Origin of the sequence: Citricoccus nitrophenolicus, from assembly GCF_047305825.1 — a bacterium.
Classification (GTDB): domain Bacteria; phylum Actinomycetota; class Actinomycetes; order Actinomycetales; family Micrococcaceae; genus Citricoccus; species Citricoccus nitrophenolicus.
Genome location: NZ_CP063070.1, coordinates 953,227 through 969,478, shown reverse-complemented (window position 1 = coordinate 969,478; position 16,252 = coordinate 953,227). Strand labels below are relative to the sequence as shown.

Below are 16,252 nucleotides of genomic sequence, written 5' to 3'. Positions count from 1 at the left end.
GTTGGCCGGCCGAGAGGCCCCATGGGGAGTTCTCCCCATCGCGGTCCGGCCGGGTGGTGACTAGCGTGGTTCACGAGGAATTCACCTTCCGGTTCGGCCGCACACGGCGCTCTCGGCACCGGAGGGGCGGGAGGAGATCGCATGCGGACGCTGGCCATGGACCTGCCGGAGGACTGGGTTCGTTATCCGGTGGGCGGGTTTCACCTGGTGGCGGCCGCTCCGGTGACGGAGGCTGCGGAACGTATGTTCACAGACGGGATGGAACCCGGTGGCGCCCCGCCTGAACCGGAACTCGCGGCCAACATCGTGGCCACCACCTACGCTGGCGAACCTGCCGGACTCTGCGGGCTGAACCGCCTCTACGTGGTGGAGGACGTCACCTGCACTGTGGGCGGTCTGCCGGCCCGGCGCATGGACCTCACCCGGTGGACCGGCCGCAACAACATCTTCACCCGCCGCTGGCTGGTCCAGGAGGCACTCGCCGCCGGTCGAGCCACGCTGGAGATCAGTGCCAGCTGCCTCATCAGCGACTATCAGCAACTCACCGCTGTCTTTGACGCCGCCATCGCCAGCGCACGCTTCACGGTGTCCCCGGGTGCCACCAGGGGGCAGCCCGAGGTGCTCCCGGCGGAGCCCGCAGCACTCCGAGCCGTGGCCTGATGCCCGCCGCGGACCGCGAGGCCCGGCTCCGGCAGCCCATTCATGATGTGGAGGCGCTCGAGCGGCACCTCGAAGGAGAGCAACGGCGCCGGAGCACCAGTCCCGAGGACCCTGGCCAGTTACGCAGCAGTGACCTCGAGGTCCTCCAGTCCGTGCACCGTCTCGGCTCGCTGGGGCGCTTCGCGACGTTCCGCAACCGCAGCTCGATCGGTCGGCTCATCCGTGAGGGATTCCTGACCCTGGACGGTGTGCTGGACTCCGCCGGTGAGGACTTCATGCATCCCGTGGCCACGGCGGAGGATGTCCTCGCCCTGCGCGGTCAATGCGGTGCCGAGCGCACCCTGATGCAGTCCTGGCTGGCCGGGGACCAGGTCGCCACCGTGTCCGGTGCGCCGGGCGCGGACGTGATGGCCGGCGTCGTCCAGGGGAACCGCTCCCGCTACACCGTGTCACTGGCCGAGCGCGGGGCCCTGCCCTCCCAGGCCTGCACCTGGGCCGGCGTGCGGGCCGCCCCCGCCCTGATGGCCGGCGAGCTGCTGGTGGACGAGGACGAGTTCACGGCCCGGGTGATCGATCCGCTGTACCCCGCGCCGGACGAGTCACCCGAGGGGTTGGCGCAGCTGTGGCGCGAGCCGTGGTTCGTGTGGGAGGCCACCTCCTCCGCGCTGGGCGTGAACCTCGCGTTCATCAGTGCCCAGGGTGCCGGGAACTACGTGTTCGGCGCGGACGCCGAGGCCTCCGAGCGGGACGGGCGGCTGCTGCTGCGGCTGGCCCCGGTGACTGCGCGCACCGTGTGGGAGACCATGTGGGTGCTCTCCCACGGTGGCGGTGCTGCGGGACGGGCCGGGGGTGAGGTGCTGGGGGTGCCGCAGACCGGCACCCACCAGCTCCCGCCGCCGGACATGCCGGCTACCCGCTGACGGGCAGCCCACCTCCTTCAGTTACGATCACGCTCGTCGGTGACTGCATCGGCGATTCTCGACGGTAACCGTGATCGTAACTTTTAGTGGTCGTGGCCGGAGCCTGCCGCGTGTTCCGGCGCCTCGGCGTGGCCGTCCACCACGGCCATCTCCACCGGGGTGACCTCAAGATCCACCTCGTTCACGACCTCGCCGGCCTCCAGGTCGATGACCACGAGCTGCTGGTTCTCCGCGTCCGTCACGTAGGCCAGGGATCCGGAGGTCTTGAGGATCGGGCCGGGCTGCTGCCACTCCTCGTTCTCCTCCCAGGCCTCGATGGCCGGGATCTCGGCGGTGATCTCCCCGGTCTCCTCGTCGATGACGTTGAGCTCGCCATCGTAGGTCAGCACCAGCGCCTCGCCCTCCGGCCCGCGGGCCAGGGAGCGGAACCAGTAGGAGGAGCCCAGTTCCACGGTGTCCAGCTCGTCCGTCAGGGAGTTGATCAGGGCCACTTCGGTGGGCCGCTCGAACTCGGCCTCGGCGTCCGTCTTGAGATCGCCCAGGACGATGGGCGAGTCCTCGGAGCCGGCCAGGTTGCCGGTGCGCTGGTATTCGCTCTCAGCCTCCACCTTGTGGAACTCGCCGTCGCGGTAGATGACGGGGCCGTCCTCGCAGCCGAGCACCACCACGTCGCCGTTCTCGTTCGGCGCCGCGGCAGCCTCGCCGTGGACGCCGAAGCAGTCGTTGGTCTCGGCGGCGACGTCGGCACCGTCGTCACCGGCCAGGACCTGCACCGTATCCCGTTCCTCCTCCGTACCCTGCGTGGTGAGGAGGCTGCCGTCCACCAGCTTGAGCGCCACCCCGTGGTGCGCTGTCTCCGTGGAGGTGGTCTCCGTGCGTGGCTGACCGTCCTTGAGGTGCTCCGAGGTGAAGGTCTGGATGGAGCCGTCCCCGTCGGCGAACAGGGTGGTCAGTCCGTTGTGCATGACCACGTGACCGGCGTGCGGGGCCTCGAACGTGATGTCGCTCAGGCCCGGGGTTGACTCGTAGTAGTGGAAGTGGTCTCCGTGGCCCTGGGCGTCGATCCCGGAGTTGTAGACCTCGAAGGCGTCTCCGTGGGTGACCATCACGTGCTGGCCGTCCCCGGCGTTGTTCAAGCGCAAGAAGCCTTCGAGCTCCTCCTCGTGGACCACCTCGCCTGACTCGCCGTCCAGGGTGACCAGTCCGCCCTCATGGGCCAGGACCACCCGTGGGGTCAGTGAGGCCACTTCCGCTCGGGATTCCAACTGAGCGGCGTTGACCGGTTCGGCCGGATCGACAGCATCGCTGGCGGACCCCGAGGCCGTGCCCTGCGCCGGGTCCTCACCCCCTGAGGATCCGGCGCCGGAGGCGTTGGCCCCGCAGGCGGACAGGACGAGGGCCAACGCCGCAAGTGAGGCGAGGGAACCGAGGTGGCGGGTGCGCCGCCGTCGGGACGTGCTTTCCGAGTCAGATGATGAGTGGGCAGGCGTGATGGCAGGTGGGAGTGATGGGTTCATGGCGGTTACTCTAAATGTAATTGCGAATCAGTTGCAATTGGGCGAATGAGGGCAGGATCGGAGGCGCCGGAGGAGTTGACTCGGGGATAGCGTGGTCGCAGGACGGACGGCTCCGGGGAAGGGACAACAACCATGGATACCCTCGATCTCACCGAGAGCACCCGGCGTACGGCCGCCGTGGTGCGCGGGGTCGGTGAGGAGCAGCTCTCCGACCCGACGCCCTGCGAGCAGATGCCCGTCGGCCTGATGCTGGCCCACCTGCATGGCCTCGCCCATGCCTTCCGTGACGCGGCCCGGAAGATCGAGGGGCCCACCACGAGCACACCGCCGGACCCGGCTGCCCTGGTACTGGCCGCCGATTGGCGAGAATCGATCCCGGTCTACCTCGAGAACCTGGCCGCCGCGTGGAACGAGTCCGGCAACCGGCGGGGGGACACCAAGGCCGGCGGGCAGCCGATGCCGGCCGAGGTCGCGCTGTTGGTGGCCCTGGACGAGGTGGTGCTGCACGGTTGGGACCTGGCCGTGGCCACGGGGCAGGACTACGAGGTGGACCCGCAGGCGCTCGATGCCGTGGAGCAGTTCTGCGCCGAGATCCCCGATGACCCGGCGGAACGCGTCGGACTGTTCGGGCCGCGCGTCCCCGTGCCGGAGACCGCCGGTCAGTGGGACCGGGTGCTCGGTCTGGCCGGCCGGGACCCGGGGTGGCGGCCGGACGTCGCCGGGCCGCGAAGGGGCTGAGGCTCAGCACTAAACTGGGCCCCATGCCCGAGCACTCCACCGGCCCCCTCCTCGCCCTCGACGCCTCCGCCACCGCCAGCGCTGCCGTGGTCGCGGGCGGCGAGATCCTGGCCAGTTGGGCCTCCACCGAGACGAACACGCACGCCGAGGTGCTCGCGCCCGCGGTCCAGCGGGTGCTCGCCGAGGCCCACGTCGAGGCGGGCGATCTGCGGGCGGTGCTGGCCGGCGTCGGGCCCGGGCCGTTCACGGGGTTGCGCGCCGGGCTGGTGACGGCGCGTTCGCTCGCGTTCGCGTGGGGGGTCGAGGTGCACGGGGTGATGAGCCTGGACGCGATCGCGTACACCGCGGCTGAGGAGGCGTTCCGGGCCGGCGTGGAGGAGTTCGTGGTGGCCACCGATGCTCGGCGCCGTGAGGTCTACTGGGCGCACTACTCCCAGGTGGGAGGCCAGTTCCAGCGCCTACACGGGCCCTTCGTCACCGCCCCCGGTGAGGTGACACCGCTGCCGGCCTACGGTGCGGGGGCCGGGCTGTACCCGGAGGCACTGCGCGCTGTGGCCGGGTTCGAGCACGCGGTGCCCGACGCCGGCTCGCTCGGCCTGGTCGGTGAGCTCGCCCTGCGCCGGGGCCGGGGGCTGATGCCCATCCAGCCGTTGTACCTGCGCGAGTCCGATGCCAAGGTGCCGGGTCCGCGCAAGCGCGCTGGGGCCGGCAGGTAGCAGAAGGGTCATGTTCCGTCCACGGAGGTGAGCCCGTGCCGGAAGGCGAAGGCCGCAGCAGCGGTGCGGGTGCTGACATCGAGCTTGGTGAAGATGTTGCTCAGGTGGCGGGCCACCGTCTTCTCACTGATCACCAGCTCGGCGGCGATCTGACGATTGCTGCGGCCGCCGGACACCAGCCGAAGCACCCCGACTTCCCGCTCTGACAGCCCTCCCGGCCTCGTGGCCAGCCGGGACTCGGCGGCTCCACCCCACTGGTCTAGGAGGGACTCGACGCCGGCCCGTGCCGGGAGCGCGCCCAGCTCGGAGAAGGCATCCCGGGCCGCCTCCACCTCCTCCTGCGCCGAGGCCTTGTCCCCGACCCCAGCGAGGGCACGGGCCAGCATCACCCGTGACCGGGCCACCTCGAAGGGACAACCCACCGCGTGCCAGCCCTGCACCGCCTTGCGGGCATAGGGCAGGGCACCGCCGGGATCCCGACGGGCCAGCTGCACCCCGGCATGGGCCGCGGCAGCGGCGGCGGCCACAGAGGCGCAACCCGTCAGGCCGGCCAATCCGTCCAGCTCCTCCGCCAGGGCGCCGAGCCCGCCGAGCGCCTCCTCCGTGTCCCCAGCACCCCCAGCTTCCCCAGCATCCCCAGAGTCCACAGCAGTGAGCAGCAGCTCCACGGCCGCGGGCACCAACAGCACGCGCTGCGCCGGCAGAACGGTTTCGGCCAGGCACCGGTGGACTGCGGCGAGTGCATCCGCCCGGCGGCCCTGCTCCCACCAGAGCAGGGCGAGCCCGGGATGGGGATCGCAGCCGAGGGTGGACGCGCGTCGGTAGGCTGCGGCTGCCTGCTCCTCGCGGCCCTGAAGCCGCAGCAGGTCGCCGCGGCCGCACTCGGCCCACCCTGCAGCCACGAGGTCTCCGCGCTCCTCGTGCCGGCAGCGGGATTCCTCGAAGGAGGTCAGCGCCCGGTCCCAGTCTCCGTGCAGGGCGAGGACCTGGCCGCGGTGCACCGAGCAGTGGCCGATGAACAGCTCCCGAGCCGGCGGGGCCTGGCACCAGGTGGTCAGGGACCGGGTCCACTCGCACAGCCGGTCCACGGCCCCGATCTCCTGGCACCCCTCGATGGCAGCACACCAGGCCAGTCCGGACGCCAACGGCCCCGGTGCCCCCGCCAGGATCTCCGCCATCACCTCGTCGAGGCGGGCCAACCCCGCACGGACGTCGCCGGCGTAGATGGCCGACCGGCCCACCGCGACAGTGCCGAGGGTGATCAGGTCGGGATCGTGGTGCTTCCGGCCCGCCTCCACCACGCCGGGGGCCAGCCGGCCCACGGAGGTGAAGTCTCCGGTCAGGATGGCCCCGTGCAGCTCCAAGAGGTCCAGGTACGCCTCGGCCAGGGAGCCGGTTGTGGACCCGGTGGCGGACCCAGATCCGGCGATCTGGTCAGCCGTCTGACGCGCGATCTCAACCCAGCCGCGGAACTGGGCGGGGCGGCACGTGGTGCCGTAGACCATGGCGATGGCGAAGGCGACCTCGAAGGCCCCGGCCGCGTCGCCGTCGTCGTGCAGGGTGGTGAAGGCGCGTTGCAGGTCACGGGCCGCGGGACCGTAGTCACCGGCGAGGTGGGCTGCGGTGCCGCGGGCCACCAACTCGGCCGGGGCAGACTCAGCGGGCATGGGCGGTGCCTCCTGCTGGGAGGATACCGCCCACCACCGCCGCGGATCACGGTCTGACGAGCTGCCCGGACCGACGGGAGGGGCGGCGCGAGGCCCGGCCGAGGTGCTCCTGGATCCGGTCCACCACATAGCGGGCGTCCGCGCCGACGCCGTGGAAGTTCATCGAGGACATGGAGTGCTGGAACGCCAGTCCACAGAAGAACAGGCCCGGCTGGTCCGTGGCCACGCCGCGGAACTCCCGCGGCCAGCCCTCCGCGTCCGTCACGTGCACCTCGAGCCAGGAGTGGTCGTGCCGGAACCCGGTGGCCCAGATGACCGTCCGCGCCGGGATGCTGCGGCCGTCGGCCAGCAGCGGGAGGCCGTCCCGCGTCCCGGTCACCCTCGCCGCCGCGCGCACGACGCCGGCCCCGTCCAGGTCCTTGGCCTGCACCCTCAGCCTGGGGGCGCCGTGGTGCAGCACCTGTTCGCGCATGCGCCGTCCGGCCCGGGTGCCGCGGCGGTAGATGTGGGAATGCTGGAACATGACCGCGGTCATCAGCAGTGGCAGTGCGGGGTGGTCCCACTGCAGCGGGATCTGGCCGAGGTCACGACCCGCCAAGGTGGTGGGACGGCCAGAGCGGGCGACCTCGAGGGCGATGTCGCAGCCCGAGTGTCCGCCGCCCACCACGAGCACCGGTCCGTCCTGGAGTTGGCCGGGGCGGCGGTACTGACTCGAGTGCAGCTGCAGGATCTCCGGGTCCAGGTCACCGGCGAGGTCGGGGATCCGGGGGAGCTGACCGAAGGGTCCCGTGGCCAGGACGACGGTGCGGGAACGGTAGGCGCCGTGAGGTGTCTCGGCACGGAATCCCTCCGGCGTCCGGGTGAGGTGGCGGACGGGTGAATCCGTCCGCACCGGCAGGTCGAAGTCCCGGGCGTAGGTCTCCAGTGCCGCAGCGACCTCATCCTTGGTGGAGAAATCCCAGGGTTCGCCGGGGAAGCCGAGACCGGGCAGGCGGTTGAACCGGTTGGCCGTGAACAGGGTCAGCGAGTCGTACTGGTGGCGCCAGTGATCGCCGACCCGGTGGGCGGACTCCAGCACCTGGCAGTCCAGCCCTCGGCGGGTGAGGTGGTAGGCCGTGGAGAGACCAGCCTGGCCGCCACCGATGACCAGGGCATCGAGGAGTGGTGGGCTGGCGGGGGTGGGGGTGTTGGGGGTGGCCATGGCGGCCTCCTGGGGTGGCGGGCGATCCGGTGGGCGCAGGCTCCGAGCTGGGGCTCGAGGGCGGTGCTGCACCGGCTGATGACCCCACGGTATGGATCTGTCCGCCTCCGGCGCGTCGGGGGAATGGCCCATCTCAAGGTCCCCTCGGCCACGGCCACGTGGGTAGAACGACCCATGTGGCCGTGGCCGGTGCTGATTCAGCGCTGTGCCGGGTCCGAACTCGAGGTACCCGGGTCACCGGAGGGTGTGGAGGAGTCCGGCAGTCCGGTTTCGACCGCCTGCCGCTGTGCCGGATCCTCAGGCTCGGGATTCTCCTCCGAGGCACTGAGGTCCTCGCCGTCCTGCTCGGTCTGGCTGATCTTGCGGTACTTCTCCCGCTGCGACCGGCTGGCCTTCCTGGAGGCGCGGTCCTGGGGGCTCAGGGGGTCCTTGCCGAGAACGGGATCGTCGCCGGACTGGTAGCGGTGGGACCAGACCTGGATCAGCGTCCAGGCCACGGCGGTGTAGGGCACGGCGAGGATGGCGCCGAAGATGCCGCCCACGATGGTGCCGATGGTCAACGCGAGCAACACGATCAGTGCGTGCAGGCTCAGGGTCCGGCCCATCACCACGGGCTGGAGCAGGTTGCCCTCGATCTGGTTCACGCCGATGACGATGGCGATGACGATCAGCGCTTCCACGGGGCCGGTGGTCACCAGGGCCACCAGCGCGGCGAGGATACCGGCGGCCGTGGCGCCGACGATGGGGATGAACCCGCCGATGAACGTGACGACGGCCAGCGGCAGGGCCAGGGGGACCCCCACGATGAACAGGCCGATGCCGATGAGGATCGCGTCCACGGCGGCCACCGTGGCGGTGCCGCGGACGTATCCGCCCAGCACCTCGGAGGAGCGGTCCACGGACTCGGCCAGCTTGGCGCGGGTCTCGCCGCGGAACCACCGCAGCATGAAGCTGTTGATCTTCGGCCCGTCCTTGAGCAGGAAGAACAGCACCACGATCATGAGGATCAGGCCGGTCAGGAAGTTCGTGGCCGCGGAGATTCCCGTGAGGGTGCCGCTGGCCAGGCCGCTGGCGTAGTCGCCGCTGGCCAGGAAGTCGGAGGCCTGCTGGGTGGCGTCGTCGATCACTGAGGCGTCGATGGGTATCGGACCGTTGGTCACCAGGTCCTGCAGCTGCTGCCAGCCCTCCAGGGCGGATTCGACCAGGCCTTGCCACTCGTTGCGGATGGCGAGCACCACGCCGGTGATCACACTCCCGGCCACGAGCAGGATCACCAGGAAGGACATCAGGGTGGCCCACAGATGGGACCATCCCTTGCCCACCAGCCAGCGCACGAGCGGAGACACCGCCGAGGCCAGGATCAGCGCCACCAGCACGGCCAGGACCACCACGCTCACACGCAGCATGATGACGATCAGGCCGACCGCCACAGCGGCGATCAACAGGGTCTGCCCCGCCCGGGCGCCGGCCCTGCCGAGTCCGTCTGACCACGGCCCGGCCTGCTCCGATCGCGGACGGCTGGCCCGTGTTTCCGGGGGGTGTTCCACGGTGCTCATGCGGGTGCTCCTGAAGTGGGTGATGCGCTACCTGTAGTGCTCAGGCCACTGTATGACCGGGATTGCCGCTGCGCTGGGATCTGGAGTCCGAGCCCTCGCCAGAAGCAGGTCAGAGCGGACAGAGCAGTCAGAGCAGATGAACGGTGCCAGGGGAGAAGATGGAGGGGTGGACCTCACCGATCTCGGCCCCCTGCTGCCGCACCCACTGACGGGGCAGTCCTTCGCCTCGCCGGTCCCGGCCGGCACCGGTTGGCCGGAGGACCCGGCCCAGCCCACGACGCCGGCCGCCGCCTCGGCCGCGCAGGTGCGGAAGGCGGCGCGCACCTCGCAGTCCCTGGCCGAGGTGGACGCCCGGGTCTCCGTGTGCCGCGCCTGCCCCCGGCTGGTGGACTGGCGCGAGACCGTGGCCCGGGACAAACGCCGGGCGTGGGTGGGGGAGCCGTATTGGGGCCGGCCCGTCCCGTCCTTCGGGGATTCCGAGCCGCGGGTGCTGGTCGTCGGGCTGGCCCCTGCCGCGCACGGCGGAAACCGCACCGGGCGGATGTTCACGGGAGATCGGTCCGGGGACTGGATCTTCGCGGCGCTGTACCGGGCAGGGTATGCCGAGCGGCCGGCGTCGTACGCCGCCGGCGACGGGCAGCGGCTGGTGGGCGCGCGGATGGTGGCGCCGGTGCACTGCGCCCCGCCGGACAACAGGCCGACGCCGGACGAACGTGCCGCCTGCGGGCCGTGGCTGGACCGGGAACTGCAGCTGGCCACCTCCGTGGAATCGATCCTGGTGCTCGGCGGGATCGGCTGGCAGTCCGTGCACGCCGCTGCGGTCCGCGTGGGCTGGACGGTGCCGCGGCCGCGGGCGAAGTTCGGGCACGGGGCGCAGACGGTGTTCACGGTGCCGGGCCAGGGCGGCGGTTCAGGCCGGCACGTCCGCGTGGTCGGCTGCTATCACGTCTCGCAGCAGAACACCTTCACGGGCCGTCTGACCGAGCCGATGCTGGACGAGGTCATCGGGCTGCTGTAGCCACCACCCCCCTCTGGTTACGATCACGCTTGTGGTCGAGAAACGCCGATGCACTCGACCTCAAGCGTGATCGTAACGGGGCCTGTGGATAACTCCTGCGGGGTTCCTCGCACACGTCCATGCTGATCTGCATGGACGTGACACAGGAGGCTGACGACCTTGAACGTTCCGAGGGCCCCGCGTACCCAGGGGGCATCGGCAAGGTGGTGTTCACCGCGGCGGAGGCCCGCGCGGCCGGGATGACGGAATACCAGTTGAGGCACCCGTCCCTGGTGACGGCCACGCGCGGGATCCGGTTCTGGGATGTGGGGGAGAGGCCCTGGCTCGAGATGGTGACGGCCGTGTCCTCACTGCCGGGCGAGCACTATCTCAGCCATTCGACGGCGGCCCGGCTCTGGGGCCTCTGGATGCCGGCGGCGTTGGAAGAGGACCTGCCGATTCACCTCACCGGTCGAAAGGGGACCGCCGGGACGCGGCGGAGGCCCGGGATCACAGGGCACAAGGCGAAGCTGCATCCCTCGGACGTGGTGGAGATCAACGGGCTCCGGCTGACGACGCCTGAACGGACGTGGTTGGACCTGGCGACGCAGATCCACGATCCGATGCGGCTCGTGGCGGCAGGTGACGCCCTGTTGCAGAGGCAGGATGGACCGTTGCGAGGGGTCGAGATCTTGGGCCGCAGCCACCCCCTCTCCACTCTTGCAGGCCTCGACGCTGCCATCAGCAGGCGGCGGCGGACCAAGGGCATCAACGCCGCCCGGCAGGCACGCGAGTTGATCCGGGCAGGAGTGGACTCTGCGGCGGAGACCCGGGTCCGGATGATCATCCTCCAGGCAGGCCTGCCCGAACCGGTGGTCAACCAGGAGGTGCAGCTCTCGCCCACCCTGAAACGGCGTCCGGACCTGCACTACCCGGAATGGCGGGTGTCCATCCAATACGACGGCCGTCATCACGGAGCGAACGCTCAGCTGAATAGTGACATCCACCGTGACAGCGACTTCACCGACCACGGCTGGGAATCCGTGAAGGCTGCCGATGACATCTTCACCGTGCAGGGCGAGCGGTTGTTCCTGGAAAGGCTGCGCCGGGCCATCCAGCGCCAGACCTCACGGTGAACAACGGCGAAGGCGCGGGAGTTATGAGCACGTTTGCGGGTGGGTGCATCGGCGATTCTCGACCGGAAGCGTGATCGTAACCGGAGGGTGATCGTCACCGAAGGGTCAGTTGGCCTCCCGGGCCCTGCGGGAGGAGGCGACGTCATCCACGATGACGGCGATGTGGCGCATGCTCGTGATGAGTGAGCCGTAGGTGGGCCAGGAGGATTCCGGGAGGTCGTGGTCTTCGGACAGCTCGCGGGCCAGGCTGTCCAGCCGCTCGTGGACCGGTTCCACGTCGGCATCCGGGTCGGCAATGGCCCGCCCGGCGTCTCGCACGATGGCCACCCACTCGGTGCGGAACCTCTCGTTCCAGGCGCCCTCGGCATAGGTGGACTCGCGCAGGGTGCGGGCCAGGTGCCGCAGGTGTGAGATCCCCTCGTCCGCGCGGGAGAGGATCTCGCCATAGCCGGCCTTCTGGTTCTCGTGCTGGCGCGCGGGGCGCCGATCCGACTCTCGCCGGCTGAGGTAGGCCCGAGGGTTGGCCCGTTCGCTCTCGCGGGCGAACCAGACGTAGGTCCACGCCTGGTTGACCTGGCGGCTCATGGATTCGGTCTCCTGAATCCACGAGTCGGCCTGCTCGGTGTCCCAGGAATCGGCCAGCTGATCCGTCATCTCCACCATGAGCTCGCCCATGCGGAGGTTGATGGAGTCCACGTAGCGGGCGGCCTGCCGGTCCTGCAGCGGCGGGATGACGAGGAGGTTGATCGCGAGTCCGAAGGCCACACCCACGCCGACCTCCACGATCCGCTCCAGGAGGAGGGGCTCCTGGTCGGTGAAACCGCTGCTGAGCACGAAGAGTGCGGTGGTCGCCACGGCCACCCCCTCCGAGCGGATCCCTGGGATACGGGCCAGTATCAGGCCGATCAGCAGCGCGAGGGCGAACGACCACACGCTGACGCCCCAGGTGTTGCCGATGACGAAGGACAACCCGACGCCCAGGGTGGAGGCCACAAAGGTCTGCACCCCGTGCCACAACGAGCGGTACACGGTGGCATGCACCGCCAGCATGGCCACCCACGGCGCCAGGAACGGGAACTCACTGGCGAGCACGGCCACAGAGAACCACCAGGCCAGCGCGGCCGCGACCACGCTCTTGAGGGTCTGGAGCGTGGCCGTGAGGAAGCCGGGTTCCGTGACCTGCCGGACGGTCCACTCGGTCACCCGCCGGAGAGCGCCCGGTGGTCTGGCAGCTGCCGTCTGCGTCATGACAATCCCTCCCTCGATGGTGGTCTCCTCGCCACCCTAATGCGGCGGCCACCCGGTAGGGGAGCTTCGTAGAATGACGGGCATGCTGCTTCCCCCGGACCCCGTCCTGCCTGCCGGATACGCGATGCGCCCGATGGAGTGGTCCGATCTGCCGGGGGTGCACGCCCTCGAGGAGCGGCTGTTCCCGCTGGACGCCTGGCCGCTGAGCTTCTTCGAGGAGGAGCTCGCCCAGGCAGGCCCCGAGCACGACGGCGGCACGCGCGCCTACCGCGTCATCACCGGCCCGGTGCCGGGAGACGCGGGGGAGGGGGCCGGCACGGTGGTGGGGTATTGCGGGCTGATGTGCGTGCCCCCGCTGGCTGACGTCCAGACCATCGCCGTGGTGCCGGAGGCCGAGGGGCATGGGCTGGGCACCGCGATGCTGCAGTGGATGGCGATCGAATCCGGCCGGCGCCGGGCGCGTGACCTGTTGCTCGAGGTCCGTGCGGACAATCAGCGGGCGCAGGCGCTGTACACGCGGCACGGCTTCGAGCACATCCACACGCGAGCGGGCTACTACCCGGGGGATGCTGAGGCGGGCACCGGCCGGGTGGACGCGCTGATCATGCGGAGGCACCTGCTGCCCGCCTGAAGCCGTGAGACGGGCCGCCCGGTGGAGGGCGGATCGATAGACTGGACGCCATGTCCGTCCCCGAATCCGCCCCGCCGATGGCTGCGGCGCCTGGCTCCGCCCCTCTTGTCCTCGGCATCGAGTCTTCCTGCGACGAGACCGGCTTCGGGATCGTGCGCGGCACGCAGTTGCTGGCCAACGCGGTGGCGTCCTCCATGGAGGAGCATGTCCGGTTCGGCGGGGTCATCCCCGAGATCGCGGCCCGCGCGCACCTCGAGGAGTTCACTCCCACCCTGCAGCAGGCCCTGGACACCGCCGGCGTCACCCTGGGGGAGATCGACGCGATCGCCGTGACCTCCGGGCCCGGACTGGCCGGCGCCCTCATGGTGGGGGTGGCCGGCGCGAAGGCCCTGGCCCTGGCCACCGGGAAGCCGCTCTACGGGATCAACCACCTTGTCGCCCACGTTGGCGTGGGCGTCCTGGACGGGGTGCGCGGCGGGGAACCGCAGGCCGGGAGCGGGACCCAGCCGGCCGGCGTCGTGCACTCCGGCACGGCGGGATCGGTCCTCCCGGAGCACCTGGGGGCACTGCTCGTCTCCGGCGGACACACCGAGATCCTGCAGGTCAACCGCCTCACCTCGGACGTGACGCTGCTGGGCTCCACCATCGACGATGCGGCCGGCGAGGCCTATGACAAGGTGGCTCGGCTGCTCGGGGCGGGCTACCCCGGTGGCCCCGTGATCGACCGGCTGGCCCAGCAGGGGGACCCGAAGGCCTTCCGCTTCCCGCGCGGGCTGAGCGCACCCAAGTTCGTCGGCACTGCCGAGGAACCCGGCAAGCACCGCCACGACTGGTCCTTCTCCGGATTGAAGACCGCGGTGGCCCGCTGTGTGGAGCAGTTCGAGGCCGCGGGGGTCCCGGACACCGAGATCCCGACGGCGGACATCGCCGCCTCCTTCCAGGAGGCGGTCGCGGACGTGATCACCGCCAAGGCCGTGCGGGCCTGCACCGAACACGGGATCCGGCACCTGATGCTCGGCGGGGGCGTGGCCGCCAACTCGCGGCTGCGCTCGCTGCTGGCCGAGCGCTGCGAGGCCGCCGGGATCGGGCTGACGGTGCCCCCCGTGAGGCTCTGCACGGACAACGGGGCCATGGTCGCGGCCCTGGGGGCGCAACTCGTGGCGGATGGCGTGGAGCCGTCCGGGCTGGACTTCGCGGCTGACCCGGGCCAACCCGTGGAGCGGATCTCGCTGGTCGCCTGAGGCTGTGCTGCGGGTGCATGGGGACCTCTCCCCATCGCTTCACCACTGACAGAACCCCTACTCTGTCCCCAGTGCAACTGACCGCGTCTAGGGAGAAGTATTGGCTGTGACGAACTACGAGATCGACGTGGACGAATGCCGGGCGATCCTCAAGGACGTCCAGACGATCAAGGACGACTGCGAGACCTTCAAGGATCTGGAGGCAACCGTCCAGATGGTGGATGGACACCTCTACTCCACCCCGGAGCTGCAGAACACCCATCCCGAGGCCAGTGCCCTGGACCGGGAACTCTATGACTTCTATGAGGACAAACTCGTCAAGACCTATGACGCTGTTCTGAAGGAGCTTGGCGCGTGCATCAGCGCCATGTCCCTGGCCGTCGACGCCTACGCCGACGGCGACATCGCGATGACCGGCGATGGGCGGAAGGCTGTGCCTGGCCCTCAGAACACCCCTGGCGGGAAGGCTGGTGTCCCCAGCGCCATCCCGGCGCCGAGCAGACTGCCGGACAGCCAGGGCGCAGTGCGGTATGACTCGCCCTACTCGGCGGAGTACGCGGAGAAGAAGGCGGCCGGCTGATCATGACGCGCTATCTGGACATCACGTTCCACTCCTCCTCCGGGACCGGGCATGACGCCCAGGGACGGACAACTGACTACAAGACCGACGACGTCGGGTTCGCCATCGAGGAGCCCGATGGCTCCTCGGCCGAGGACCAAGCCAAGCTGGTTGAGGATGCCTGCTCAGACACCTATGACCACCTCATGGACGCCGTCACCAAGTGGGCCGCCCTGCGTGACCACTACACGGCGGCGGATACGGACAAGGTCCTGCGGGCCATGGACCCCGTGATCGGGAAATTGGTGGCGCTCAAGCGGGCCGGTCGCTCCTTCCACACTGCGGTGTCGGCCTACAAGGAATCGGTCTCCAGCGTGAGCACCGCCCGTTCCCCATACAACACGTGGGTGAGCGAGTGGTACCCGAAGTGGATCGAGCATCTGACCAGCAGTCTGTCCGCCGAGGAGTACGAGGAGAAATACGGGTCTGACGCCATGACCCGGCAGGCCGCCCTCATGAGGCAGCGTCGTGACCACGAGGCCTCGGGTTCAACAAAGATCATCACTACGCTCAACACTGCTCGGGCCACGTTGTCCGAAGCGCTCAAGGCGATCGATATGGAGGAACTGGGCGAGATCAGGATCTCCAGCACTCCGGAGGCCATCTCCACCATCCCGACGGTCGATGCTTTGGAAGAACGCATCAAGGCCAGCCATGTCTTCTCGGGTGTAGAGGGCATGGACTCCCGCGCGGACGAGGTTGCTGAAGCGGTGTGGGATGACGTGTACCAGGACCTGCCGACGGACTACATCGACTCCCACGGAACGCACTGGGTCTTCGGCCCGGACGGTGAGGCGGTGCGCGTGGGCTCCGCCATGGACCCGAACCTGAATGCCGCCATCTGGGACGCCATGAACAAGGACCCAGTCCTGAGTGACGCCGCAGTGGACATGCCCGGGACGAGTTTCGGCACGTCCAAGGCGGGTGGAGCGGCTACCTGGGCCGGAGGACTCGGAGCCAATGAGGGTACGGTGGCCGGTTATGACCGGCTCGTCAACGGCATCGACACCGGCTCGAAGCCGGCCTCCGGCACCGTCGCCAAGGGGCTGGGCAAGGGGGTGGCGGGAGCACCCATCGATGTTTTCGCCACCGGCCTGGACGTCGGCCAACAGAAGCATGCCCAGGGGGTGCAGTCGCCTCTGTTGTCCGATGCAGAGGCCGGAGATCGGAGTAGCCGCTACGCGACGAAGCAGGTCGTCTCCACGGTCTCAGGGATCGCCGGAGGAGGTACGGCTGTGGTCGTGACTGGGACGACCGGCGGCGTCGGGTTCCTCGTGGGGGCAGGTACCGGGGTGGGTGTCTCGAAGGCCTCTGACGCGGTGATGGACGGGACCGTCTCCAAGACGTGGAGCATCGAGGAACTGGACGAGGCGCATCGGCAGGGGAAGATCCGGTAGCCATGACT

Annotated in this window: 15 protein-coding genes; 10 read left to right on the top strand and 5 right to left on the bottom strand. The window is 69.9% G+C overall.

What is annotated here, in order from left to right:
* The first annotated feature begins 141 nt into the window (after positions 1 to 141).
* Positions 142 to 660 (top strand): hypothetical protein, encoded by a 519-nt coding sequence (locus IMT31_RS04375; protein WP_413543890.1) that lies wholly within the window; start codon positions 142 to 144, stop codon positions 658 to 660.
* On the top strand, positions 660 to 1,580 hold the full coding sequence (locus tag IMT31_RS04370; protein WP_413543889.1) for a hypothetical protein: 921 nt from the start codon (positions 660 to 662) through the stop codon (positions 1,578 to 1,580). The genes IMT31_RS04375 and IMT31_RS04370 overlap by 1 nt, the downstream gene beginning before the upstream one ends.
* 83 nt (positions 1,581 to 1,663) lie before the next feature.
* Here IMT31_RS04370 and IMT31_RS04365 read toward each other — a convergent pair whose 3' ends face one another.
* Positions 1,664 to 3,097: a YncE family protein gene (locus tag IMT31_RS04365; RefSeq protein WP_413543888.1), complete on the bottom strand. Its 1,434-nt coding sequence runs from the start codon at positions 3,095 to 3,097 to the stop codon at positions 1,664 to 1,666.
* A gap of 132 nt (positions 3,098 to 3,229) precedes the next feature.
* Between IMT31_RS04365 and IMT31_RS04360 the strand changes: the two genes are divergently transcribed.
* Together IMT31_RS04360 and tsaB are read left to right on the top strand one after the other, a co-directional pair.
* A complete protein-coding gene (locus tag IMT31_RS04360; RefSeq protein WP_413543887.1) occupies positions 3,230 to 3,835 on the top strand; it encodes a TIGR03086 family metal-binding protein in 606 nt (201 codons plus the stop codon).
* Between the two features lie 23 nt (positions 3,836 to 3,858).
* The gene (gene tsaB, locus IMT31_RS04355) at positions 3,859 to 4,551 is read left to right on the top strand and encodes a tRNA (adenosine(37)-N6)-threonylcarbamoyltransferase complex dimerization subunit type 1 TsaB (protein ID WP_345362155.1); all 693 of its coding nucleotides are present in this window, start codon (positions 3,859 to 3,861) and stop codon (positions 4,549 to 4,551) included.
* Between the two features lie 8 nt (positions 4,552 to 4,559).
* On the opposite strand, the gene IMT31_RS04350 is transcribed toward tsaB, so the two are convergent.
* The 3 genes from IMT31_RS04350 to IMT31_RS04340 form a co-directional block, all read right to left on the bottom strand.
* Entirely contained in the window at positions 4,560 to 6,218 is a 1,659-nt protein-coding gene (locus tag IMT31_RS04350; RefSeq protein WP_413543886.1) for a LuxR C-terminal-related transcriptional regulator, read from the bottom strand.
* Between the two features lie 46 nt (positions 6,219 to 6,264).
* A complete protein-coding gene (locus IMT31_RS04345) occupies positions 6,265 to 7,419 on the bottom strand; it encodes a flavin-containing monooxygenase (protein ID WP_413543885.1) in 1,155 nt (384 codons plus the stop codon).
* Between the two features lie 197 nt (positions 7,420 to 7,616).
* Positions 7,617 to 8,975, bottom strand: coding sequence for an AI-2E family transporter (locus tag IMT31_RS04340; protein ID WP_413543884.1), 1,359 nt, complete (start codon positions 8,973 to 8,975; stop codon positions 7,617 to 7,619).
* 136 nt (positions 8,976 to 9,111) lie between these two features.
* On the opposite strand from IMT31_RS04340, the gene IMT31_RS04335 reads away from it, so the two are divergent.
* Together IMT31_RS04335 and IMT31_RS04330 are read left to right on the top strand one after the other, a co-directional pair.
* Positions 9,112 to 9,993, top strand: a complete 882-nt coding sequence (locus IMT31_RS04335) for a uracil-DNA glycosylase (RefSeq protein ID WP_413543883.1) — start codon at positions 9,112 to 9,114, stop codon at positions 9,991 to 9,993.
* A gap of 131 nt (positions 9,994 to 10,124) precedes the next feature.
* Positions 10,125 to 11,108 carry a hypothetical protein gene (locus IMT31_RS04330; RefSeq protein ID WP_413543882.1) on the top strand — a complete coding sequence of 328 codons (984 nt, stop codon included), beginning with the start codon at positions 10,125 to 10,127 and terminating at the stop codon, positions 11,106 to 11,108.
* 105 nt (positions 11,109 to 11,213) lie between these two features.
* Here the strand turns inward: IMT31_RS04330 and IMT31_RS04325 are convergent, their stop codons facing one another.
* Positions 11,214 to 12,356 carry an FUSC family protein gene (locus IMT31_RS04325; protein WP_413543881.1) on the bottom strand — a complete coding sequence of 381 codons (1,143 nt, stop codon included), beginning with the start codon at positions 12,354 to 12,356 and terminating at the stop codon, positions 11,214 to 11,216.
* Positions 12,357 to 12,438: 82 nt separating this feature from the next.
* On the opposite strand from IMT31_RS04325, the gene IMT31_RS04320 reads away from it, so the two are divergent.
* The 4 genes from IMT31_RS04320 (at position 12,439) to IMT31_RS04305 (ending at position 16,244) form a co-directional block, all read left to right on the top strand.
* The gene (locus tag IMT31_RS04320) at positions 12,439 to 12,987 is read left to right on the top strand and encodes a GNAT family N-acetyltransferase (RefSeq protein WP_413543880.1); all 549 of its coding nucleotides are present in this window, start codon (positions 12,439 to 12,441) and stop codon (positions 12,985 to 12,987) included.
* Between the two features lie 50 nt (positions 12,988 to 13,037).
* A complete protein-coding gene (tsaD, locus tag IMT31_RS04315) occupies positions 13,038 to 14,228 on the top strand; it encodes a tRNA (adenosine(37)-N6)-threonylcarbamoyltransferase complex transferase subunit TsaD (RefSeq protein ID WP_413543879.1) in 1,191 nt (396 codons plus the stop codon).
* A gap of 106 nt (positions 14,229 to 14,334) precedes the next feature.
* Entirely contained in the window at positions 14,335 to 14,808 is a 474-nt protein-coding gene (locus IMT31_RS04310) for a DUF6507 family protein (RefSeq protein ID WP_413543878.1), read from the top strand.
* A gap of 2 nt (positions 14,809 to 14,810) precedes the next feature.
* Complete coding sequence (locus IMT31_RS04305) at positions 14,811 to 16,244, top strand: hypothetical protein (RefSeq protein WP_413543877.1); 1,434 nt, start codon at positions 14,811 to 14,813, stop codon at positions 16,242 to 16,244.
* Positions 16,245 to 16,252: the final 8 nt, after the last annotated feature.